20 protein-coding genes are annotated in these 21,757 nt (G+C 70.5%); 9 read left to right on the forward strand and 11 right to left on the reverse strand.

The annotated features are described in order from the left end of the window. Nucleotides 1-24: 24 nt before the first annotated feature. On the reverse strand, nucleotides 25-1,560 hold the full coding sequence (locus D7X30_RS32600) for a PEGA domain-containing protein (protein ID WP_120566998.1): 1,536 nt from the start codon (nucleotides 1,558-1,560) through the stop codon (nucleotides 25-27). A 276-nt stretch (nucleotides 1,561-1,836) separates the two neighbouring features. Here D7X30_RS32600 and D7X30_RS32605 point away from each other — a divergent pair, with 276 nt between their 5' ends. Both D7X30_RS32605 and D7X30_RS32610 read left to right on the forward strand, forming a co-directional pair. Continuing rightward, nucleotides 1,837-2,841, forward strand: a complete 1,005-nt coding sequence (locus tag D7X30_RS32605; protein WP_120566882.1) for an SDR family oxidoreductase — start codon at nucleotides 1,837-1,839, stop codon at nucleotides 2,839-2,841. Between the two features lie 85 nt (nucleotides 2,842-2,926). Further along, complete coding sequence (locus D7X30_RS32610; RefSeq protein WP_120566883.1) at nucleotides 2,927-3,928, forward strand: diacylglycerol kinase family protein; 1,002 nt, start codon at nucleotides 2,927-2,929, stop codon at nucleotides 3,926-3,928. On the opposite strand, the gene D7X30_RS32615 is transcribed toward D7X30_RS32610, so the two are convergent. Then, the gene (locus tag D7X30_RS32615; RefSeq protein WP_233591917.1) at nucleotides 3,925-5,163 is read right to left on the reverse strand and encodes a FadR/GntR family transcriptional regulator; all 1,239 of its coding nucleotides are present in this window, start codon (nucleotides 5,161-5,163) and stop codon (nucleotides 3,925-3,927) included. The two genes, D7X30_RS32610 and D7X30_RS32615, sit on opposite strands and share 4 nt — an antisense overlap. 346 nt (nucleotides 5,164-5,509) lie before the next feature. Here D7X30_RS32615 and D7X30_RS32620 point away from each other — a divergent pair, with 346 nt between their 5' ends. From D7X30_RS32620 to D7X30_RS32640, 5 genes are all read left to right on the forward strand, one after another. Next, nucleotides 5,510-6,199, forward strand: a complete 690-nt coding sequence (locus D7X30_RS32620) for an NUDIX domain-containing protein (protein WP_014393057.1) — start codon at nucleotides 5,510-5,512, stop codon at nucleotides 6,197-6,199. A gap of 181 nt (nucleotides 6,200-6,380) precedes the next feature. Beyond that, nucleotides 6,381-7,184, forward strand: coding sequence for a protein phosphatase 2C domain-containing protein (locus D7X30_RS32625; protein WP_120566885.1), 804 nt, complete (start codon nucleotides 6,381-6,383; stop codon nucleotides 7,182-7,184). Nucleotides 7,185-7,188: 4 nt separating this feature from the next. Further along, nucleotides 7,189-9,057, forward strand: coding sequence for a hypothetical protein (locus D7X30_RS32630; protein WP_120566886.1), 1,869 nt, complete (start codon nucleotides 7,189-7,191; stop codon nucleotides 9,055-9,057). A gap of 21 nt (nucleotides 9,058-9,078) precedes the next feature. Further along, entirely contained in the window at nucleotides 9,079-10,146 is a 1,068-nt protein-coding gene (locus D7X30_RS32635; RefSeq protein ID WP_120566999.1) for a nicotinamidase, read from the forward strand. A gap of 38 nt (nucleotides 10,147-10,184) precedes the next feature. Then, the gene (locus D7X30_RS32640; RefSeq protein WP_120566887.1) at nucleotides 10,185-10,979 is read left to right on the forward strand and encodes a hypothetical protein; all 795 of its coding nucleotides are present in this window, start codon (nucleotides 10,185-10,187) and stop codon (nucleotides 10,977-10,979) included. Nucleotides 10,980-10,999: 20 nt separating this feature from the next. Here D7X30_RS32640 and D7X30_RS32645 read toward each other — a convergent pair whose 3' ends face one another. Beyond that, nucleotides 11,000-11,875 (reverse strand): alpha/beta fold hydrolase, encoded by an 876-nt coding sequence (locus tag D7X30_RS32645; RefSeq protein ID WP_120566888.1) that lies wholly within the window; start codon nucleotides 11,873-11,875, stop codon nucleotides 11,000-11,002. A gap of 105 nt (nucleotides 11,876-11,980) precedes the next feature. Further along, nucleotides 11,981-12,418: a M48 family metallopeptidase gene (locus D7X30_RS32650; RefSeq protein WP_120566889.1), complete on the reverse strand. Its 438-nt coding sequence runs from the start codon at nucleotides 12,416-12,418 to the stop codon at nucleotides 11,981-11,983. A gap of 78 nt (nucleotides 12,419-12,496) precedes the next feature. Here D7X30_RS32650 and D7X30_RS32655 point away from each other — a divergent pair, with 78 nt between their 5' ends. Continuing rightward, a complete protein-coding gene (locus D7X30_RS32655; protein WP_233591918.1) occupies nucleotides 12,497-13,849 on the forward strand; it encodes a restriction endonuclease fold toxin 5 domain-containing protein in 1,353 nt (450 codons plus the stop codon). A gap of 14 nt (nucleotides 13,850-13,863) precedes the next feature. Continuing rightward, nucleotides 13,864-14,568 carry an immunity 52 family protein gene (locus tag D7X30_RS32660; protein WP_120567000.1) on the forward strand — a complete coding sequence of 235 codons (705 nt, stop codon included), beginning with the start codon at nucleotides 13,864-13,866 and terminating at the stop codon, nucleotides 14,566-14,568. On the opposite strand, the gene D7X30_RS32665 is transcribed toward D7X30_RS32660, so the two are convergent. Genes D7X30_RS32665 through D7X30_RS32695 form a run of 7 tightly spaced genes read right to left on the reverse strand, consistent with a single transcriptional unit; the run spans nucleotide 14,551 to nucleotide 21,756 of the window. Then, the gene (locus D7X30_RS32665; protein ID WP_120566891.1) at nucleotides 14,551-15,318 is read right to left on the reverse strand and encodes a PIG-L deacetylase family protein; all 768 of its coding nucleotides are present in this window, start codon (nucleotides 15,316-15,318) and stop codon (nucleotides 14,551-14,553) included. The two genes, D7X30_RS32660 and D7X30_RS32665, sit on opposite strands and share 18 nt — an antisense overlap. Beyond that, a complete protein-coding gene (locus D7X30_RS32670) occupies nucleotides 15,315-16,601 on the reverse strand; it encodes a glycosyltransferase family 4 protein (RefSeq protein WP_233591920.1) in 1,287 nt (428 codons plus the stop codon). Before D7X30_RS32670 ends, D7X30_RS32665 begins: the two co-directional genes overlap by 4 nt. Next, nucleotides 16,598-17,449 carry a sugar phosphate isomerase/epimerase gene (locus D7X30_RS32675; protein WP_120566893.1) on the reverse strand — a complete coding sequence of 284 codons (852 nt, stop codon included), beginning with the start codon at nucleotides 17,447-17,449 and terminating at the stop codon, nucleotides 16,598-16,600. Before D7X30_RS32675 ends, D7X30_RS32670 begins: the two co-directional genes overlap by 4 nt. 3 nt (nucleotides 17,450-17,452) lie before the next feature. Continuing rightward, a complete protein-coding gene (locus D7X30_RS32680; protein WP_120566894.1) occupies nucleotides 17,453-18,928 on the reverse strand; it encodes a YcaO-like family protein in 1,476 nt (491 codons plus the stop codon). After that, on the reverse strand, nucleotides 18,925-19,758 hold the full coding sequence (locus D7X30_RS32685; protein ID WP_120566895.1) for a hypothetical protein: 834 nt from the start codon (nucleotides 19,756-19,758) through the stop codon (nucleotides 18,925-18,927). The genes D7X30_RS32680 and D7X30_RS32685 overlap by 4 nt, the downstream gene beginning before the upstream one ends. Beyond that, nucleotides 19,749-20,783, reverse strand: coding sequence for a Gfo/Idh/MocA family protein (locus D7X30_RS32690; protein ID WP_120567001.1), 1,035 nt, complete (start codon nucleotides 20,781-20,783; stop codon nucleotides 19,749-19,751). The genes D7X30_RS32685 and D7X30_RS32690 overlap by 10 nt, the downstream gene beginning before the upstream one ends. Nucleotides 20,784-20,823: 40 nt before the next feature. Then, nucleotides 20,824-21,756, reverse strand: a complete 933-nt coding sequence (locus tag D7X30_RS32695; protein ID WP_120566896.1) for a hypothetical protein — start codon at nucleotides 21,754-21,756, stop codon at nucleotides 20,824-20,826. Nucleotide 21,757: the final 1 nt, after the last annotated feature.

A 21,757-nucleotide genomic window follows, 5' to 3' on the forward strand; every position in this document is an offset into this window, starting at 1 on the left:
GGACCTCTGGCCGGGACCGTCCGCTCAGAACGCTCCGGATACGCTCGCCGCCGCGCCCGTCTCGTCCGCCGTCACTCCCAGCGTCACGGGCGCTGGCTTCGAGGGGGAGGACACCAGGAAGAGCACCGCCCCGGTGACGACCGCCGCGCCTCCTCCCACGAGCAGCCCCGTCATGACGTTGCTCTTGCCCACCAGCGAGTCGCGCAGCGCGACGGCCCGCGCATCCGTGCTCACCAGCTGGCCGCCGTTGGCCGCGCGGCGGTCCTCCAGGCCGTTCAGGTCCTTCTGGGCCAACAGCCGCACCACGCCCGCGCCGCCCAGGGCCGCCACGCCCGCGCCCATCGCCACGTACGACGCCGTGCGCAGGCCCGCGCTGGGGGCGCCGCCGGAGCCATCCTCCGACAGCAGGTTGGGCGCGGTGAGGTCCGCGCCCGTGCCGGAGGCGCCGGCCGTGCCCCTCGCGCCGCCCGCGTCCCAGGGCGCCTTGCCGTTGGCGTTGTTCATCACCACGAGGTTGGAGGGCGAGCGCCCGGTGGTGACGAAGTCCACCAGCGCGGAGAGGGCCTCACCGGGCGCGTCCAGGCCCTGCGTCTTGAAGCCGCCCTCGCGCAGCTTCTGCCCGCCGTCGACGTTGAGCACCGTGGCGGCGAACCACTTGGGCCCGCTGCTCGGGCGCTCCAGCCGCACGACGATGACCTCCTCCACGCCCAGCGTGCCGCCCAGGCGCACCGCGTGGCTCCAGGTGCGCTCCTCGTTGCCGTCCGCGGCGGAGAGGCACGGGAAGGGCGCGGCCGTCACGGACCCCTCGTAGGCCAGGTCCACCAGCAGCGGCGTGTCCGCCCCCTGCGCCTGCACCTGCCGGGGGAAGCTCACCGCGTCCCCCTTCACCATCGTCAGCTCGTACGCGCCCGCGGGCAGCTCCAGCGTGAGCGGCGTCTGCCCCACGCTCAAGCCCTCCAGGTACGCGTCCGCCGCGGGCAGCGTGGACTTCAGGGACAGCTTCACCTTGGGCGTCTTGGCCAGGTCGCGGCGCAGCTTCTCGAAGGCCTGTCGGATGGAGGGGGCGTACTGGTCCGGATCCAACTGGTACTTCGGCTGGAGGCGCAGCACCTGGAGGAAGGCCGCGTCGCTGTCCTTCGTCTTCCCCAGCGCCCGGTGGTTGAGCCCGTGCAGGAGCTGCGCGTGGGCGAAGAGCTTCCAGCGAGGCTCGCCCGGCGGCAGGCGGCGGATGTCGCGCAGGGCGTCGTCCAGGAGCTGGGTCGCGCGGGCGTTGCGGCCCTCGTAGAACTGGTCCTGCGCGGCGTCCAGCTGGCGCTGGAGGTCCTCGAAGGAGCGCGAGGAGTCGGGGAAGAGGCGCTCGGCGAACTCGGGCGCGCTCAGCACGTGCTGTTCAGGGCGGGCGCGGAGGGCGTCGTAGAACGCCTTGGACTGGCCGCTCAGCTCCGCGTCCCGGCAATCGCCGCTGGAGACCACCAGCCGGTGGGGCGCGGCCCCCGAGGCGGTGGCGCACATCAGGCACAACATCAGCGCGAACGCGGACGGCTTCGGACGGAAGGGCATGGTCACGTGGGTGTGGAAGGGATGGCCGGACCGGCGATGCAGGCCGCGTTCCGTCCTCTACCGGACTGCCCACCCTCCAGGCCAGCGCCCCCCGGCACCTGCCTCCCGGTCCCGCATGTGGACCCCCGTCCGGATTCCGGGCCCCCTGCCTTGCTGGCTGCCCCCCGGGTGAGTCACCGGTGTCCCGGGTGCGACGCCGGGCGTCATCCCCACCTTTCCGTCCACGAACCCTTTCGAACGCTCGGGCCGCCGGGCCCGCCACAAGGACCCCACTCCATGGATCGCATCTGGAAGAAGAAGGTCATCGTCATCACGGGCGCCTCCAGCGGCATTGGCCGGGCCACCGCGCTGCTGCTGGCGAAGAAGGGCGCCCACGTGGTGCTCGCCGCGCGCCGGGAGGACCCCCTGGAGGAACTGGCGGCCGAGTGCGAGTCCCACGGCGTCCAGGCGCTGGTGGTGCCCACGGACGTGGCGGACGCGGAGGCCGTGCGGAAGCTGGCGGAGGCCGCGGTGGAGGCCTTCGGCCACTTCGACGGCTGGGTGAACAACGCGGGCGTCTACATGCTGGGCAGCCTGGAGGAGACGCCGGACGAGGCGTTCCGCCAACTCATGGAGACCAACTTCTTCGGCACGGTGAGCGGCGCGCGCGCGGCGCTGGCCCGGTTCCGCCGCCAGGGCTACGGGACGCTCGTCAACGTGTCCTCCACCTTTGGCACCGTGCCCGCGCCGTACCTGAGCGCCTACGTGGCCTCCAAGTTCGCGGTGCGCGGCTTCTCCGCGTCGCTGCGCCAGGAGCTGCTGGGCACGGGCATCGACGTGTGCACGGTGATGCCCGCCGCCATCGACACGCCCCTGTGGCGCCACACCGCCAACTACACCGGCTGGCGCATCCGCCCGGTGGAGCCCGTCTACACACCGGAGCGGGTGGCCCGCACCATCCTCCGCGTGCTGCGCCACCCCCAGGACGAGGTGATTGTCGGCCCCGCGGGGAAGAGCTTCGCGGCGATGCACGGCCTGTTCCCCCGCACGTATGAGCGCACCATGCGGGCCGGCACGGACGCGCTGCACTTCCAGGACGAGCGGCAGGGCCCCACCCCCGGCAACGTCTTCCAGCCCATGGAGGAGGGGGACACGGCCTCGGGCGGTTACCACGGCACCGGAAAACAATGGCTGCGTCGTCTGTTGGTGGCGGGAGGACTGGCCGCCGCGGCGGTGACGCTGCGCCGGCGTGCGGCCGAGCGGCACCTGGAAGCACGGCTGGCCCACGCCCTGGGGGTGTGATGCCCATGTTTCCGGGGGAGTCCCCATGCCGGGGCTCTTTTCGTGACGGGGCCATGACATGAACTGGGGAAGAGTCGCGCCCGCCATGAACATCGCCGTCCTCGTCAATCTGCGTGCGCGTAAAGGGACCGAGGGGATGGGCGGGCTCGTCAGAGACCTGCTCCCCCGGGCCCGGGTGGCCCTGACCCGTTCCCTGGAGGAAGCCCAGGAGTGGGTGGACCAGCTGAGGCATGACCCGCCCAGCCTGCTGCTCGCGGGCGGAGGCGACGGCACCATCACGGGCCTGCTCAACGAGCTGCGCTCCCAGGGCGTGGCCCTGCCGGCCATTGGCGTGCTGCCGCTGGGCACGGGCAACGCCTGGGCCCGGGTCACCGGAGCGCCACGTCCCCAGGTGGCCCTGAAGCAGATCGCCGCGTATGGCGAGCGCTTGCCTCCCCTGCGTCCCTTCTCGCTGGTGCGGGTGGAGGGCCGGGTGGCTCCCTTCGCGGGCACGGGTTGGGACGCGGAGATGATTCAGGACTTCAAGAACCAGCTCGCCGCCGCCGGTCCGCTGAAGAAGTCACAGGCCGGCCTGCGCGGCTACCTGGGCGCCATGTTCACGCGCACGGTGCCGCGCCACCTGTTCGGCGAGGGCAACCCGAACGTCTCCGTCTACAACCTGGGCGCGCCCGCGCTGACCATCGACGCGACGGGAGCGGTGCGGCCGCTGCCCAACGCAGGCGAGGGGCAGCTCTTGTACCAGGGCCCCGCGGGCGTGGCGGGCGCGGCGACGACGCCGGAGTGGGGCTTCGGCTTCAAGGCGTTCCCGTTCGCGCAGGCGGTGCCGCACCGGCTGTCCGTGCGCGTGTACGGCGCGGGCGTGATGGAGGCCACGCGCAACATGTTCCGCCTGTGGCGCGGCGAGCACCCCATGCCGCGCATGCACGACTTCTTCGTGGAGCGCCTGCGGATGGACTTCGACCGCGAGGTGCCCTTCCAGATGGGCGGCGACGTGCTGGGCATGCGCCGCTCGCTGGAGTTCGACCTCGCGGAGGAGAACGTCAACCTGGTCGACTGGCGGCGCCTGGGGCGGCTCGTCGCCGTCTAGGAAGGCGGTTCGCGGTCCGTTGCCTCATCCGGCGCGGAAGCACGGCTCGTGCGGAGGCGTCCGAAGCAATCGACGCGAAGCAATCCACCCTCCTTGTCCTCCGTTACGCGATTCTGTCCGAGATCGCCGGTGGATGGAGCCCTGGGCTGGAGTCCCGCCTCGGGAGGAGAAGCGTCACAACCTGTCCGACAGTCGGACAGGCTTCCCAAGGGCGCGTTCGTCTCGTCTCCTCCGGCACACTCCCCATCACGCTCGCAGGGGACGAGCGCCGGGGCAGCTGCGAACAGCGGCGCCGCGCTGCCCGCCTCCACGGGACAGTCCTGCCGCGGGGCATGAGGTGCAACCTCGATCGCCTCGTCGGCTGGTGCGAGGCGGCCGAGGCAGTGCTCCTCAACGGAGGGGCGTGCCTCAAGCGCATCATCCTGCGCGGTGGCTGACGCGGGGGCGACGGGGCTGCACTCCTGGGGGCGGTTGTCCTCGGGGGACGCCTGCTTCTGTGAGGTGGGTGCGAAGGCGTCCAGCACACGCTCATCGCACGCCTTCAGGAGTGCCGGCAGCTGGTGCAGGAGTGCCTGGGTGTCGCGGTCGTTCAGGGCATGCGTCGCGCACACGGCCCACTCGCGCAGCGACTCGCCACCCATGAGGGGCAGCAGCCGGGCCGCAGTGCCTCTGAAGGCCCGCTGTAGTGACTGGATGAGGAGCTGGTACCCGGGACGTGCCGCCGCCTGGGCTGCGAGCCGCAGCAACTCGAATTCCAGCTGCGCGCAGCGCTCCCCGGGGTGCCAGCGCGCCGCGTCCCAAAGCTGGAAGCAGGTGTCCCCCAGCCGCTGCAGATCCATGACGGAGGCATTCGCGCAGCAGTCGGCCAGCAGCTCCACCAACACCTGCCGCTTGAGGAAGAAGACGCCCTCCAAAAGCAGTCGGCACTCCTCGGAGCGCTCGTCATGGAGTGCCAGGCCCAGGTTCTCCAGCGTCAGCGACTCATCCAGTGCCACCGCTCGTGCCTGGCGTCCGGGATGCTGCACCACCAGCCCCCGTGCCGACAGCCGCCGCAGTGCCTCGCGCACGGTGCCCCGGCTCACCCCATAGCGACGAGCCATCATCCGCTCCGAGGCCAGCCGCCCGTTCCTCGGCAGCCGTCCCAGCGCAATCTCCCGCTCGAGCTGCTCCTCCACGTACGCCACGAGCCCCACCCGCACCATCTCCGTCCCCCTCCTCGCCCATGCTTCGCCCATCCAACCAGACGGGTCTGACATGGACGCGAGGACCCGCCCTCCTTGGCGCTCGCCGGGACAGCGCGGCCTCGGGTGGCGGGCAGCTCGAACTGGTCCGACAGTCGGACCAGTTCGAGGACATCGCGCCCGGCAGGCGGCTTCTGCCCGTGGACTGCCTTGGGGGCCGTTCCAGCACGCTGTCACGGCCTACCGCTGCGCTCCGTGAGTCGCGCGTTCTCGTGAGAACTTCGGCCGCCGGGGCTCACGAACCGCAGGAGACCTGTCCAGCCGCCGTGCGCCTCCCAAGCGTGAAGGCGCTTGCCGGCACCGTGTCATCTGGACACGATGGTGGCTGGAGGGTCTTCCCATGAGCCACACCTATGAGTACCCGCGCCCGGCGGTGACGGTGGACTGCGTCGTCTTCGGGTTGGACGAAGAGGACCTCAAGGTGCTGCTCATCCAGCGCGGCGTGGAGCCGTACCAGGGCCGGTGGGCGCTGCCCGGTGGCTTCGTGCGCATGGACGAGTCCCTGGAGGACGCCGCGCGCCGTGAGCTGGAGGAAGAAGCGGGCCTGCGCACCAGCCACCTGGAGCAGCTCTACACGTTCGGTTCTCCGGACCGCGACCCCCGGGGCCGCGTCATCACCGTGGCGTACTTCGCGCTGGTGAAGCTGTCTCAGCACCACCTCCAGGCGTCCACCGACGCGCGTGAGGCGGCGTGGTTCTCCGTCTGGGATACGCCGAAGCTCGCGTTCGACCACGCGGACGTGCTGGCCACCGCGCTGCAACGGCTCAAGGGCAAGGTGCGCTACCAGCCCATCGGGTTCGAACTGCTGCCGCCCAAGTTCACGCTGTCGCAGCTTCAGCGGCTGTACGAGACGGTGCTGGAGCGCGAGCTCGACAAGCGCAACTTCCGCAAGAAGATCCTCGCCATGGACCTGCTGGAGGAACTGGACGAGGTGGAGCAGGACGTCTCCCACCGCGCCGCGCGCCTCTACCGGTTCGACCACAAGAAGTACAAACAGCTCGAGAAGGCCGGCTTCAACTTCGAGCTGTAACCCTCACACCTCCCGCCACACCCATCGGCGCCCGCTGACAGGTTGTCCCACGTCGCCTTGACTTCGTGTCATTTGGACACTATGTTGGTGTCGTTGATACACGAAGTCGGGCGGCGCGGGGCCGTCCACTCGCCAGCAGGTTCCCAGGTGGTGCGTGCCCTTCGAGGGCCACGGGAGAGCCATGTCCACGCTGCCCTTCGATGTCGCGGTGGGTTCGGTGCAGGGCCGGGAGCACGCGCGCTCGGGACGCAACAACCAGGACGCCGCCTGCGTCCGGGAGAGCGAGCACGGGCTGGTGGTGGTGGTGGCGGACGGGTGTGGCAGCCAGCCGTGCAGCGAGTTGGGGGCGCAGTTGGGCGTGCGTCGGCTGGCGCAGGCGGCTCAGGCGAGGCTGGCGCGCGGTGAGACCGTGGACGGCGCGGACTTCCTGCCGGGGCTGCGCTCGGACCTGTTGGAGCTGATGGAGGGCCTGGTGTCCACGCTGGGGCGGGACGTGATGGGGGACCTGCTCTTCACGCTGGTGGGGGCGGTGATGACGCCGGCTCACACGCTCGTCTTCTCGTCGGGGGACGGGGTGTGGATGCTCAACGGCGAGGTACACGCGCTGGGGCCGTTCCCGGGCAACGCGCCGCCGTATCTCGCGTATGCGCTGCTGCGCGGGGAGGACGTTCAGCTGGAGCCTCGGGCGCTGGTGCCCACGGACGATGTGCACGCGTTGCTGGTGGGCACGGACGGGGTGGGGGACCTGCTGGGCCTTTCGCAGGCGCGGCTGCCGGAGCGCGATGAGCCCGTGGGCCCGCTGTCGCGCTTCTGGACGGAGGACCGGTACTTCACGAACCCGGACGCGGTGCGACGGCGGCTGGCGCAGCTCAACCGCGAGTCGGTGCGCGCGGACTTCGCGGAGCGGCGGCTGCTGCGCACGCCGGGGCTGCTGACGGACGACACCACGCTGGTGGTGCTGCGCCGCCGGATGGGGAGGGCGTGAGGCCATGGACGTCTGGCTGGAGGGAAAGAAGGTCCGGTTGGATCCGCAGCGGGCGCTGGGCAAGGGCGGCGAGGCGGATGTGTATGACCTGGGTGATGGCCGCGCGCTCAAGGTCTTCAAGCAGCCCGAGCACCCGGACTACCTGGGCCTGTTGCCCGAGCAGGCCGCGGCGAAGGCCCGGCTCGTGGAGCACCAGCGCAAGCTGCGCGCGTTTCCCTCGGGACTGCCGGCGCGAGTGGTGACGCCGCAGGCCCTGGCCACGGACAAGAAGGGCGTGGAGGTGCTGGGCTATGCGATGCGCAAGCTGGACGGCGTGGAGCCGCTGCGCCGGTGGAGCGAGCCCTCGTTCCGGCGCGCGGGAGGCAAGGCCGCGGACGCGGTGACGGTGCTGGCGGGGCTGCACCGGGTGCTGGCTGGGCTGCACTCGGCCAGCGTCGTGGTGGGGGATTTCAACGACCTGAACGTGCTGACGGTGGGCACGGACGCGTACTTCATCGACGCGGACAGCTTCCAGTTCGGTCCCTATCTGTGCCCGGTGTTCACGGAGAAGTTCCTGGACCCGCTGCGGCTGGATCTGGCCGCGCAGACGCTGACGCCCGCTCGGCCGGCGACGGTGGAGAGCGACTGGTATGCCTTCGCCGTCACCGTGATGCAGTCGCTCCTGTGCGTGGGGCCGCAGGGGGGCATCCACAAGCCGAAGACGCAGGCGGCTCGGCTGAACGCGGTGGGACGGATGCTTCAGCGGGTCACCGTGTTCCATCCGGACGTGCAGTACCCCAAGCCCGCGCTGCCCCGGGCCTCGCTGCCGGATGACTTGCTGCACCTGTTCCACCAGGTGTTCGTGGAGGACCGGCGCGGCGCGTTCCCGCTGCCGGTGCTGGAGGGACTTCGCTTCACGGTGTGCGCGTCGTGTGGCCTGGAGCACGCGCGGGCCGCGTGTCCCACGTGTCAGCCGCACGCGACGGTGGCGGCCACGCCGGTGTCGGCGGTGCGCGGGCAGGTGACGGCGAAGCGGACGTTCACGACCCGCGGCGTGACGGTGCACGCGAGCGCGGAGGACGGAGTGGTGCGCTTCGTCTACCACGCGGACGGCGCGTACCGGCGCGAGGATGGGCGCACGGTGATGCGCGGCGCGCTGGACCCGACGCTGCGCTGGGCGGTGCAGGGGGACGTGACGCTGCTGGGGCAGAGGGGGCGCGTGGCGGTGTTCACGCCGGGCCGGGAGCAGGAGTTCCTGGGCGTGGATGTCTGCGACAACCGGCCGGTGTTCGCGGCCAATGCCAGACACCGGTTCTGGGCGTCGGGCGGCGGGCTGTGGCGCGACGGTGTTTACGGGGCCGAGCGGTGGGGGGACGTTCTGCAGGGGCAGACGCGGCTGTTCGTGGGACCCCGGTTCGGTCTGGGGTTCCACCGCGCGGCGGGGCTGCGAGGCGCCTTCCTGTTCAACGTGGAGCGCAAGGGCCTGCGGGACGGACTCGCGCTGCCGTGGCCGTCAGGGCAGTTGCTGGACGCGGAGGCCGTGTTCGACGCGGACTCGGTGTGGCTGCTGCTCGCGGAGGAGTCCAACGGCCGCACGGTGCACCACGCGGTGTTGCTGGGCTCGGACGGATCGGTGCGCGCGAGCGCCCGAGCCGACGCAGGGGACGGCTCGTGGCTGGGGACGCTGGGTGGAAAGTGCGCAGTGGGGGGCGCTCTCTTCTGCGCCACGGACGCCGGGCTGACGCGCGTGGAGCTCCAGCAGGGCCAGTTGGTGGCGGTGCGCGAGTTCCCGGACGCGGAGCCGTTCGTGGACGCGGGCCGAGGGCTCTTGCTGTCGCGAGAGGGATTGACGGTGGTGGGGGCCCAGGACCTCACCGTGCTGCGGATGAAGTGAAACACACACAGGGGGATGGACATGAAGAAGACGACCGTGAAGGAACTGCCGCTGCCCGGGTTCTACAATTCCAACCACGCGGCGGAGTACGGCTACGGCGCGAATGCTGGGAAGCTCCAGCGTGACGCCGGAGCGTGGAAGGCGGCGCAGGGCGTGACGGCGGCGGCCACGGACCGCTTCAACCTGCACCTGCTGCTCATCGACGTGCAGAAGGACTTCTGCTTCCCGGATGGCTCGCTGTACGTGGCGGGGCGCAGCGGGCGGGGCGCCATCGACGACAACCGCCGCATCGCGGAGTTCATCTACCGGAACCTGGGGGCGCTGACGAACGTCACCGCGACGCTGGATACACACTTCGCCTTCCAAATCTTCTTCCCGTCCTTCTGGGTGGACCAGGACGACCAGCCGCTCCAGCCGTACCGCGAGGTGACTCGCGAGCAGATTGAACGCGGCCAGGCGAAGCCGAACCCCGCGGTGGCGAAGTGGCTGTGCGGCGGCAACTACCCGTGGCTGCTCAAGCAGGTGAAGTTCTACTGCGAGGAGCTGGAGCGCGCGGGGAAGTACACGCTCTACCTGTGGCCGCCGCACTGCCTGCTGGGCAGCGACGGGCACGCGCTGTCGGGCGTGGTGCAGGAGGCGCGGCTGTTCCACTCGTACGCGCGCGGCGTGCAGTCGTGGGCGGAGGTGAAGGGCGGCAACCCGCTGACGGAGAACTACTCGGTGCTGCGGCCGGAGGTGTTGATGCGGCATGACGGCCAGCCGCTCGCGCAGCGCAACACGCAGTTCCTGAAGACGCTGCTCACGTCGGACGCGGTGGTGATTGGCGGACAGGCGGCGAGCCACTGCGTGAAGAGCAGCATCGATGACCTGCTGGGGGAGATCGTCGCGCAGGACGCGGCGCTGGCTCGCAAGGTGTACCTGCTGACGGACTGCATGTCGTCGGTGACGGTGCCGGACGGCAAGGGCGGCTTCGCGGCGGACTTCACGCCGCAGGCGGACGCGGCGCTCAAGCGCTTCGCGGACGCGGGCATGCACCTGGTGAAGTCCACGGACCCGCTGGCGAGCTGGCCCGACCTGCACCTGGCGTGACGTCTGGCATTGGTACTCACACGAAGGGAGACACGGACATGAGCAAGGCGAACGGGACGGGTGTCACGAAGCTCTTCGAGGACGCGCACGCGGAGGGCATCCTCAGCCCCGCGGGGTTGCAGACGCTCACGGTGGTGGACCTGGGGGCGCAGATCCAAGCGGGCCTTGGCATCCACGTGGACGACGTGCAGGCGAGCGAGGTGGTGCTGGTGACGGTGATGCCGGATGACTCCGGGAGCATCTCGCACGCGGGGCACACGAAGACGGTGTGTGACGGGCACAACCTGGTGCTGGACGCGCTGCTGGCGAGCCAGCAGAAGGACGGCGTGCTGTTCCACACGCGCTACCTGAACGGACACGTGCTCAATCCGTTCCGGCCGCTGGAGGACGTGGTGCGGATGCACTCCAAGAACTACTCGGCGGACCAGGGGACGCCGCTGTATGACCAGGCGGTGGTGCTGCTGGGCACGGTGCTGGCGAAGTCGCAGGAGTTCAGCGGCAACGGAGTGCCGGTGCGCACGGTGACGCTGCTGATTACGGACGGCGCTGACGCGGGCTCGCAGAAGGCTCGGGCGAAGGACGTGGCGTCGCTGGTGAAGGACCTGCACCGGGTGGAGAACCACATCGTCGCGGCGATGGGCATCGACGATGGGGTGACGGACTTCCGGCGCGTGTTCCAGGAGATGGGCATCGCGGACCGGTGGATTCTGACGCCGGGGCAGAGCGCCCAGGAGATCCGCGCCGCGTTCCAGGTGTTCAGCCAGTCCGCCGTGCGCGTCAGTCAGGGCGCTGCCAGCTTCAGCCGCACGGCGCTGGGTGGGTTCGGAGCCTAGCGGGCGCGGAAGGCCAGGCGTTACGCCCGGAGGAAGTCTCCGAGCAGCTCGCGGACCTCCGCTGGCCGCTCCTCGGTCACCCAGTGGCCGGTGTCCCGGAGGATGTGGGGCTCGACCTGGGTCGCCACCGCTCGCGCCTGCGCGACGAGCGGTTCGCCCATGGACTTGTCACCGCCAATGACCATCACGGGCATGGGGAGTTTGTTCCGGGCCAGCTCCCGGAAGGACTTCTTGTCCTGGTCCAACGCCTGGAAGTAGCCCCATGTCGAGTGGAGCCGGCCCGGGGCCGCGTAGGCCTCCGTGTACGCCTGCCGTTCCGCTTCGCCGACGGCCTGGGGATTGGCGGCGAAGTCGGTCCAGAAATGGTCGAAGTAGATGCGCTCGCGCCCCTGCACCAGCTTCTCCGCGGTGGGGCCGTTGAAGGTGAAGTGCCACACCTCCAGGCTGCGCATGACCTGGTCGGACCAGGGCTCGATGCCCGGCAGGAACGCGTCCAGGAGGGCCAGGCGTTCGACCTCGTCGGGGAAACGGGCGGCGTAGGCATAGGCAACCATCAGGCCGATGTCGTGGCCCACGACGGAGACCTTGTCGAAGCCGAGCTTCTTCACCAGCGCGCGCATGTCGCCGGCCATCGTCTCCTTGTCATAGCCCTGCGCGGGGGCGGCCGAGCCACCCGCGCCTCTCAGGTCTGGGATGAGCACGGTGTGCTGCTTCGCCAGCTCGGGCGCAAGGCGCCACCACATGAGGTGCGTCTGCGTGTAGCCGTGCAGCAGCAGGACGGGGCTGCCCTTGCCGCCGATGACGAAGTGGATCCGCGTGCCGTTGACGTCCTCGTCGCCTTCGCGGAAGCCTTCCGGGAAGAAGGGACGGACGGTGCTCGGCTGCTGGCGTGTCATGGGCGCCTCCTCGCGGGAGCGGGTTCACGCCTCAGGGTGTGCATGCCCCGAGTGCGTGAGGCGCCAGGTCGAGCGGGGAGGCCGGCGCTCGGGTCCCCGGATTCCTCAGTCGTCCTGGGGCGGTAGCAGGCGGGACTGGATGAACTCCAGGTACTTCGCGTCGTCGCCTTCGAAGAGTTCCTCGCCTCCGCCCATGAAGGCGCGGGCCAGCTCATCGGCCGCGCGGGCTTCGTCTCCCAGCTCCAGGGCGCACTGGCCGAGCCGCAGGTGGATGAAGGGGTTGCCGAGCCCTCCCGGCGAGTGGACGGCTTCGCGGAAGTGCTCGCGGCAGTCCTCGAAGCGTTCGAGCTGGAAGTACATGTCGCCGATGGCGGCGCGCACCCAGGTGTTCTGTTGATGGTCGCGGGTGGGTTCGGGAATCAGGGCGAGGGCGGCCTTGAAGTGTTTCAGGGCCTCCTCGAAGTTGCCCTCTCCCGCGGCGGTGTCTCCCTGGGCGCAGAGGTCGGTGATGCGCTGGTGGGTCTCATCCGATATCGACGTCATCCGTGCTCCGGGGACCGGGGGGAGAATCGCGGTCCTCGGCACAGTGTAGATGACATGTCGTGGATTGGGAGACGGTGCTTGGGCACGAAACCGTGGGGACGGGCTGGCTGCTGGCTGATGCTGCTGGTGTTCTGGGTGGGCTGCGCCAGCGGACCCACGGTGCGGCTGCGCACGGAGCGGGGGACTCGGACGTATGCGCCGGCCACGTGGGACGGCCGTGTGCCGGTCAGTGCTCGGGAGTTCGAGGAGGCGCTGACGCGGCTGGTGCTGGAGGTGCCACTGACGGTGCGGGCACCGAAGGTGGTGCGCGCGGTCGCGAAGAAGGGGGCGCAGCTGGACCTGGGGCTCGGGTTCATGCTGCGGGACGGGTACGGGCGGTGGTGCCGCGCGCATGAGGCTCCGGGGGACTGCTTGTCCTTGCTGGCGGACGGTGCGGGTTTCGGTGAGTTGGACCGGCTGACGCTCGCGGTGGGCATGTCGCTGGACCCCTTGCGCGCGAGCATTGGGGCCGCGCTGCAGGACACGCTGAATCCGGAGTTCTTCGTCTCCGTGGTGGCGGGGGCCATCACCTCGTGGGTGGTATTGGCGGCGGCACCGGAGCCCCTGTTCACCAAGGCCGCGGCGGTGATTGCCGCCGTGTTCCTGGCGTACGTGGGCGTGCAGTCGTTCCTCACGGTGGTCCGGGCGTGTGGTGCGCTGAAGGATACGACGGACCGGGCGCAGACGTTCCAGGAGTTGGAGGAGGCGGCGGAGGTCTTCGCGCAGGCACTGGGGCCAGAGGTGGCGCGCGTGTTCGTGCTCGCGGTGACGGTGCTGGTGAGTCACGGCGTGACGGTGGGGCTTTCATCCGCGCTCTCGTTGATGCCGCGCTTCCCGGACGCGGTGCGACTGGGCTCGACACAAGCGGGGTTCAACCCGGCGCGAGTGTTAGACGTGAGCGCGGTGGCGGTGGTGGACGGCGTGGTGGAGGTGACGCTCGCATCCACGGCGGTGGCGATGGCCGCGATGGGCCCGCCTCCTCCAAGCAGCAGTGCGGGAGGTCCGGGCAAATGGGTGCAGGTGAATGAGTCGATGTCCGACCGTGCCCGTGACTATCAGGCACAGGTGACTGGAGCACCGAAGGGCTCCGCGTATCGGGTCAAGCGAGGGGACGAGGAGGTCGACTTCGACGGCTATGACCTGGATGAGAACGTTCTGCTGGACGCGAAGGGCCCTGGTTACGAGCAGTTCTTCGGTATGGATCTGAAGGCGAAGAGATTCTTCCAGGGCGCGGATGCCTTGGTTGAGCAGGCTCGGCGGCAAATCGAAGTGGCTGGAGGTGCTCGCGTTCGATGGGTGGTCGCCGAGAAGAAATTCGCAGACGCCTTGCGTGCGCTGTTCAATCGCCAGAACGTTAAGGTGGAAGTGCGTTATCTCGCTCCCACGAAATGAGCACCGCCGACCACATGACGGACCGTTACTACCTGGGGGCTTACTGGACGGCTCGGCACGAGTCCGACGAATCCTGTGCTCATAGAGCGGAAAGGTTGTTCGAGCGCCTGGGCCACCTTGAACCTACGTGGCGTCAGTGGCACGAAACCGGACGCACCTTCAAGCAAGCGCAGGAGCGTCAGGTACAGACCGGCCGGGCCTCCTTCCTGAATCTGTTCGCTCGAAAGAAGAACCGTATCGGTGACGGCTTCCAGTATTGGTTGTGGGCGGGCCCTCATCCGGATGAAGCAACTGCAGTCAGTGGCTTTTGTGGTTCATCGAGTCACCTGCAGACTTCGGTCTGTGTGGTTGACCTCCCTACTGACGGAGAAGTGGCTGGACGCGTTCTGACAGCACCCGTCTTGCGCGAGGTGCTTCGTGCCGTGGTGCGCTGTTGGGAGCCGGCATGGGGCGTCGTTGCATCCGAGCAGTACCGGGACCAAGTATCGCCTTCCTCAGGGGACGCGGGCACCTTCGTGGGCTGGATGACCTACTTCTCCCGGCAGTGGGGAGAGGTTCCTCCGCTTCCCGCCACGGTGCGCGTCGAGCCCGTGGAGGACCTGGGAACCCTGGTGATCCTCACGGAGGAGCGGTTCACGGTGACGAACCCAGAACACGTCCGGCTGGCCACGGAGGTGCACCAGATTCTCGATGCAGCCGGCCTACTGCGCGCCTTGTGATGACTCCGCCAGGAACACCTCCGCGGCTCCTGGCTGACCCCGCGCCTGCGCTTCCATCCGGTGGAACGCCGTGAGCGTCCGCGCCAGTCCGTCCACTCCGCCGAACTGGAAGCCCAGCTGCGTGCCGTAGCGGACGCAGCCCTCCACCTTCTTGGGCAGGTGCTCCGTGATGTCCACGGCCAGCGGGCGCAGGCCCTGCGGCACGGCGGCGTCCGGGTGGGCCTTCGGCTGGCGCACGGCGTACGGGGTGTCCCGGTAGTAGAGGATCCGGTTCGTCGGGATGCCCAGCCCCTTCACGGCTCGCACCACCTGCACGTGGTCCACGTGGCTCCCCAGGGCCTGGGGCACGAAGACCCGGTCCGGCTTCAGGTCCCACAACACCGACTTCAAGCACTTCGCCACCTTCGCTTCGATGACGTCGTCCGCTCGCGGTGGCTGGAACAGCGCCTCGGGGCTCGCGTAGCCCCGGTGCGGCGCTTCCTCCAGGTCTCCCCACCGCACCTGGTCCACGCCCATGCAGGCGGCGAAGGCGCGGTCCTCTTTCCTCCGCAGGGCCATGTAGTCCACCTCCGGCCCCAGTCCCTTCGATGTCTGACATTGCAGCGCGAAGCCCTTCGGCCCCGGCACCGACCGCGTGAAGACGGTGACGAGCGCCACCGTCCACCCCTTCGCCTTCAGCGCCGCCAACGTGCCACCACAGGAGAAGGCCACGTCGTCCAGGTGCGGTGACACGAACAGAGCCGTGCTCATAGCAGGTGCGGCTCCGCCCGGAACCGGCACGTGTGGTCCGCGCGCTCCTCCGTCATCGCCGGGTCGTAGAGGTGCGTCCACCGCGTGTCCGGCCGCGTGCCCGTCAGCGTCCGGTAGACGCCTTGAATCCTCCGCCCCACCGCTCGCCACGAGTACAGCTCCCGCACCTCGCGCAGCGCCGTGGCCGCCAACCGCTTGCGCAGTGGCGCGTCGTCCATCAGCCGGCCCATCGCCTCCGCCAGCGCGGCGCTGTCCTTCGGCGGCACCAGCAGCGCATCCCTGCCGTCCTCCAAGCAGTCCACCACCCCCACCGCTCGCGTCGACACGATGGGCAGTCCGGAGGCCATCGCCTCCAGCAGCGTGTTGGAGAACCCTTCTGAATACGTGGGCGACACGAACAGGTCCGCGCTCCGGTACAGGTCCGGCGCCTTCGCGTAGATGGACGCCCCCGTGAGCTCCACCACGCCCTGGAGCCCGTCCGCCTCCACCTTCGTGCGCACCGCCTCCAGGTCCGGTCCAATCCCAGACACCCGCAGCTTGAACTTCCGCCCGTCCGCCACCAGCCGCCGCACGGCATCCAGCAGCTCCATCACCCCTTTCCGGGCGTCCACCCGGCCGTGATACAGCCACACCGGCACGTCCCGCGTTTCTCCCAGCGCGGACTCACTCCTCGGATGGAAGCGCTGCGTGTCCGTGGCGCCGGGGACGATGGTGAACCGCTCCAGCGGCGTCCCGTGGTTACCGCTCACCTCTTGCGCGAAGGACCTGCTCCCAATCAGCAGCGCCCCCGCGTGGCCCAGCACCGCGAGCATCGCCTGCTTGTGTGTCCCGCAGCAGGTCCCCACCCAGTGCCCATCTCCGCCCTGGATGGAGACGACGTTGGGCAAGCCCAACAGCCTCGCCGCCTGCAGCGCCGCCAGGCCGCACGGATAGCCGTACTGCGCATGGATGAGGTCGAAGGGGCGGCGACGGTGCTCGCGCACCACCGTGTTCACCATCACCTCCAGGTCATGCTCGAAGCTCGCCGGCTGGCCCTGGTTGATGCGCTGCTCGCCCACTGACTCGCAGCCCAGCACGTGCGCGCCCGGAATGCCCGGCGGCGGCCCTCCCCCGTACACCGCCATGCCCGCCGGATCGCTTCGGTACTGGCTCACCATCGTCACGTCGTGCCCGCACGCCACCAGGTCCCGCACCAGGTTCAGCGCATAGACGCTCATCCCCGAGATGGCCGGGAAGAAGCGCCGGGAGATGAAGCAGATCCGCAGTCCGTTCACGCTGTTCACGCCGCCACCTCCGCGCCCGTCGGCAGGCGCTTCCTCAACCATTCCAGCGCCCAGGGCACCAGTTCGTGCGCCCGGTGCGCGTCCCGCGACAGCTCCACGCACACCAGCCGGTCGTAGCCCGCGCGCGTCAGCTCGCGCAGGACCGACGGCACGTCCACGTCCCCTTCGCCAAACGGCAGGTGCTCATGCACGCCGCGCCTCATGTCCTCCAGCGCCACCGTGCCCAGCACCTGCGCGAACTCGCGCACGGCCTCCGCTGGCGTCCGCTCCTGCGTCACCAGCAGGTGCCCCACGTCCAATGCCAGACGCACGCCGGGCACCCGCGCCTGCAACCGGCGCCAACTGTCCACCGTCTCCACCAGCATGCCCGGCTCCGGCTCCACCGCCAGGACCACGCCGCGCGCCGCCGCGTACTTCGCCAGCCTCGCCACGCCGTCCACCAGCCACGGCCACGCGGCCTCCTCCGTCACGCCCGGACGGGGCACTCCCGCCCAGAAGGACACCGCCTCCCCCCGGCACGTCGCGCACACGTCCACCGCGCGCTTCAGGAACTCCAGCCGCCGCGCTCGGCCCTCCGCGTCCGGGGTGATGAGCGTGGGCTCGTGCTTCCTCCGAGGGTCCAGCAGGAAGCGCGCCCCCGTCTCCACCACCAGCCCCAGGCCCAACCGCTCCAATCGAGCGGCGAGCTGCTCCGTGCGCAGCTCGAAGTCCGGCGCGAACGGGTCGAAGTGGTGGTGGTCCAGCGTCAGCGCCACGCCGTCGTAGCCACTGTCCGCGATGAGGCCCAGCGCGTCCTCGAAGCGGTGGTTCGACACGCCGTTGGTGTTGTACGCGAAGCGCAGGGCCATGGCTCACTGCCCCCCGAAGCGACGGCTCGCGAGCACCGCCGGCACCGCGTGGCGGTCCGGCTCCCGGTAGAGCGCGTACAGCCGCCCCACGCGCGCCTCCGCCAGCCGCACGTTGAACCAGACGGGGCCGCCCAGCCGCTCCTCTGCCTCGGGCGTCAGCCGCACCGGCTGCGCGCCCGGCGGCGGTGCTCCCAGGCCCACCAGCGGGTCCCTGCGCTCCAGGAGCCGCGCCGCGTTGCGCTCGCCCACGCGGTTGTACGTCATCGTCTCCACCTCCAGGCCCGGCACCAGCGCCTTCACCACGTGCACCTGCCGTCCCGGCGGCGACAGGTCCGCGACCAGGATGTCCAAGCCCGCCGCGTGCAGCTGCCGCACCACGTGGTCGCAGCGGAGCGACGGCTCCTCCACGGTGGGCGCGCGGGGCAGGTCCTCGAAGCGCACCTTCTGGCGGACCATCAGCGTGCACGCCGTCAGCTCGCGCAGCGCCGGGGCCGGCAGCCGCGCCCACTCCACCATCGCGTTGAGCGCGCGTGGCTCCTCCGCGTCCAGGTCCACCTGGGGCACGAAGCGGTCCATGTATTCCGGCGGCGCCACCCGGGCCACGTGGCTCAGCGGCCCGTGCATGAACGCCTTGCGCGCGCGTGAACAGGCGTACTCCAGCAGCGCCTTGCGCAGCGCCCGGTCCCGGTCCGGGTCGGCCGCCTCTCCGCACGCCGTCACCATCAGCGGCTGGTCCCCCACGGACAGGTCGCGGCCCACCACGTACAGGTTCACCAGGCCGAAGTCCGTGCTGGCCAGCTTCGCCATCACCTCCACGCCCGCGCGGCGGTAGAGCTCCAGCAGCTCGCGCACGTCCGGCGCCAGGTCCGAGCCCTCCAGGTCCAGCACCACGCCCTGGTCCATGGCGCGGTACATCAGCCCGTTGCCGTCGCGCTGGATGAGCTCCAGCAGGCCGTGCGCCAGCGCTTGGGGCCGCGTCAGCCCCGCGCCCTGGCCGTTGGTGATGGGCGTGATGAGCGGTGTTCGCCCCTGCAACTGACCGGGATGGATGGCGACGTACTCCTCCGGCACCAGCACCCGCTCCCCGGTGGCCAGCCGCTGCATCTCCACCCAGACGAGCGGCAGGTCCGGTTGATACGGACTGCCCGCGGGCAGCCCCAGCGTGAGCGGATCCGCCACCGCGGTGGGACCTCGCGCGCGCACCAGCGCCGCATGGCTGCCGTGCACGCGCGGCATGCGGTGCATCGCGAGCTCGCAGAAGGTCTCCTCCACCAGCTCGCCCAGCGCGCCCACCCGCGCCTCTTCGTCCGTGCGGCCATAGCCGTTGCCGTGCAGCACCGCGCCCGTCCCGCCCCCCAGCGCCAGGCTGGCGGAGGCCACCGGAATCCCCAGCCGGTCGATGGGGTCGATGCGGAACATCTGCAGGGCGCCGGTGGACACGGCGTGGTGATACGCGTCGATGGCTCGGGCAATGCTCATGACAGTTCCTCCAGTGGAAGGGGACGGGTGTGCGGCATGCCCGAGAGCAGCCGGTCGAAGAGCGCGAGCGCGTGCTCGCGGGTGACGCCTCGCGCGAACTCGAACGGGGTAAAGACGTGCTCGAACGGGAGCTGCTTGAGCACCGCGCGGTAGCGGCGCAGCTCGCCGTGGCTCAGCGGAATCGCGTAGTGGAAGCCCTTGTGGCACGACAGCCCCGCGGGCCTGCCTCGCGCGTCCAGGTCCACCTTCAGCGCGTCGCCGCAGAACAGCGAACGGGTGCGCGCGTCGTACAGCACCGTCTGGCCCTCGTAGTGGCCGCCCACGCAGTGCAGCGTCAGGCCCGGCGCCAGCTCATGCTCGTCATCCACCGGCCAGCGCACCTGGAAGGCCTTGCTGTACGGGACCGCGTCCCGGTGCAGGACGAGCAGCGGGTCGAAGTGCTCCTGCAACTGCCACAGCGCCCCGAAGCCGTGCGGGTGCGACGCGGACAGCACCTGGAGGCCGCCCATCACCTCGATGAACTCCAGCGCGGGCCGCGAGTACCAGGGCGCGCCCTCGAAGCCGACGTTGCCTTCGGGCCTGCGCAACAGCCACCCCGTGGAGCCCAGGCCGAAGGGCGGCGTGCAGGTGAAGCCCCAGATGCCGGGCAGCGCCTCCTCCCAGCGCGTGGAGAGCCGCTCCGACACCTGGCCCGCCGTCTGGAAGTCCCAGCCGTCTCGCGGCAGCGCGTTGCGCACGTCCAGGCAGGTGGGACAGCCCGTGGGTGGCTCGCGCGGGAAGCCCGGCTGCCACGTGCCGCAGTGGGTGCAGGCGTAGCGGGTCAGTGGCATGGCGGAAACGCCTTTCCGTCCTGCGTCGCCTGCGTCAGCAGCCCCACGAGGCGCACGTCGCGCTCCGGCGCGAACGGCTGCGGACGGCCCTCCAGCACGCACGCGGAGAAGACCTCCACCTGATGGAGGAAGGGACTCCGGTCCTCTTCCGGCGACAGGGGGACCCACGTCTCCTCTCCTGTCTTCGCGTCGATGAGCGACAGGGAGCCGCCGGGGGTCTGCCCCATCGTCTTGTAGGCCAGCGCTCGCGCCCGCGTGCCGATGAGCTCCAGCGTGCGCCGGGGGTACGCGTCCGGGCAGTTGTAGGCCACCTGCAACAGGCCCAGCGCGCCGCTCTTGAACTGGCCCATCAGCACCGCGCCGTCATCCACGGCGTAGCAGTGCACTCGCCGCTGCGTCATGGCGGTGAGCGATTCCCACTCGTCGCCCAGCACCACCTCCAGCAGGTCCAGGCCGTGCGGCGCCAGGTCGATCATCGCGCCGCCGCCGGCCTGCTCCGGGTCGATGCGCCAGTTGTCCGGCGTCCAGTCCTCGGGCAGCCAGCAGGCGTAGTGGATGCGCGCCTGGGTGACGGTGCCCAGCACGCCCTCCTTCACCAGCGTGCGCAGCTTGCGGTGCGCCGCGTGGTGGCGCTGGTCGAACGCGGTGGCGTAGTGCACGCCCGCGCGCTGGCACGCGGACACCATGCGCAGGCCGTCCCTCGGCGTGACGGCCATGGGCTTCTCGCACAGCACGTGCTTGCCCGCGGCGGCGCACGCCTCCGTCATCGCCGCGTGCAGGTGGTTGGGCGTGGCGATGTAGACGGCCTGCACGTCCTTGTCCGCCAGCGCCGACCCGAGCGCGGTGTAGCGATTCACGTCGTCCGCCGGGATGCGCATCAGCGCCTCCGCGTTCGCGTCGCACAGGGCCACCAGTCGCGCATTGCTCGCGCCCTGGAGCGCCGGGATGACGTAGTCCCTTGCCACCCAGCCACAGCCCACCACCGCCCAGCCCAGTCTCCGGGCCCTCGGCTTCGCCTCGAACATGGTCACCGCCTGTTGGGAAGGTTGAGGAACCGCCGCCGGCTCATGGCCACACCGCCGCGTCGCGCAGGACGTCGTTGCCGAACGTCTGGAGCGGGCCGGGGTGGATCAGCTCCAGGTCCTCCATCGCCTGGCGCAGGGTGAAGCCCGCCGCGCGGGCGTGGGCCTCCAGCTCCAGCACCCGGTCCAGCGCGTCCGCTGCGTTGAAGGCGCGCGCCTCCGCCGAGTCCACGTTGCCGGTGAGCGCCAGCGCCTGCCGCACGACACCGGCCAGCCGCTCCGGCAGCGAGGACAGGGCCTCCTCCGTGAGGCGCTTCATGACGGGCTCCAGCAGGTCCCCCAGCAGCGCCTCGCCGCGGTAACCCGCGTCCGGCAGCGCCGCGTTGAAGAGGTGGTGCGAAAGCCCCGCCACGAAGGGCAGGGCAGGGGACGCGCCGAAGCAGGGCGCGACGAGCACCGCGCCCACCGCCACCGCGTAGCAGTGGTCCGCGTGGCCCTCCTGCGGTGACACGAGGATGCGCGGCCGGCCGGGGAACGTGGCCCCGGCGCGGGGTTGGCGCACCAGCCGCTCCACGAACAGGGGCGGCGGCATGTGACACGCCTCCTCGGGCGTCTGGGAGAGCGCCACGGACAGCCGCTCCCGCAGGCCGGGGTCCAGCGGCGCGGCCACCGCTTCCAGGCTCCGGTGCAGCACCCGCGTCGCGTCCAGCGGGGACAGCCCCGCCCGCTGGAGGACGTCCATGTCCAGGCCGCCCAGCCGCACCGCCGCCAGCGCGCGCGCCGTCTCCTGCATCGCCACGATGCGCGGGTCCATGCCGGAGGCCAGCGCGGCCCAGGCCCGGCGGAAGCCGTGCGCCGCCAGGCCGTCCGGATGGTCCGGGGTGCGGATGCGCTTGAGGTCCATCAGCTCCGACAGGAGCGGGCGGAGCTCCGCCAGACGGCCGGGGGACGCCGTGTCACGCGCGGGTGCGTTCATG

The organism is Corallococcus sp. AB011P (genome assembly GCF_003611605.1).
Classification (GTDB): domain Bacteria; phylum Myxococcota; class Myxococcia; order Myxococcales; family Myxococcaceae; genus Corallococcus; species Corallococcus coralloides.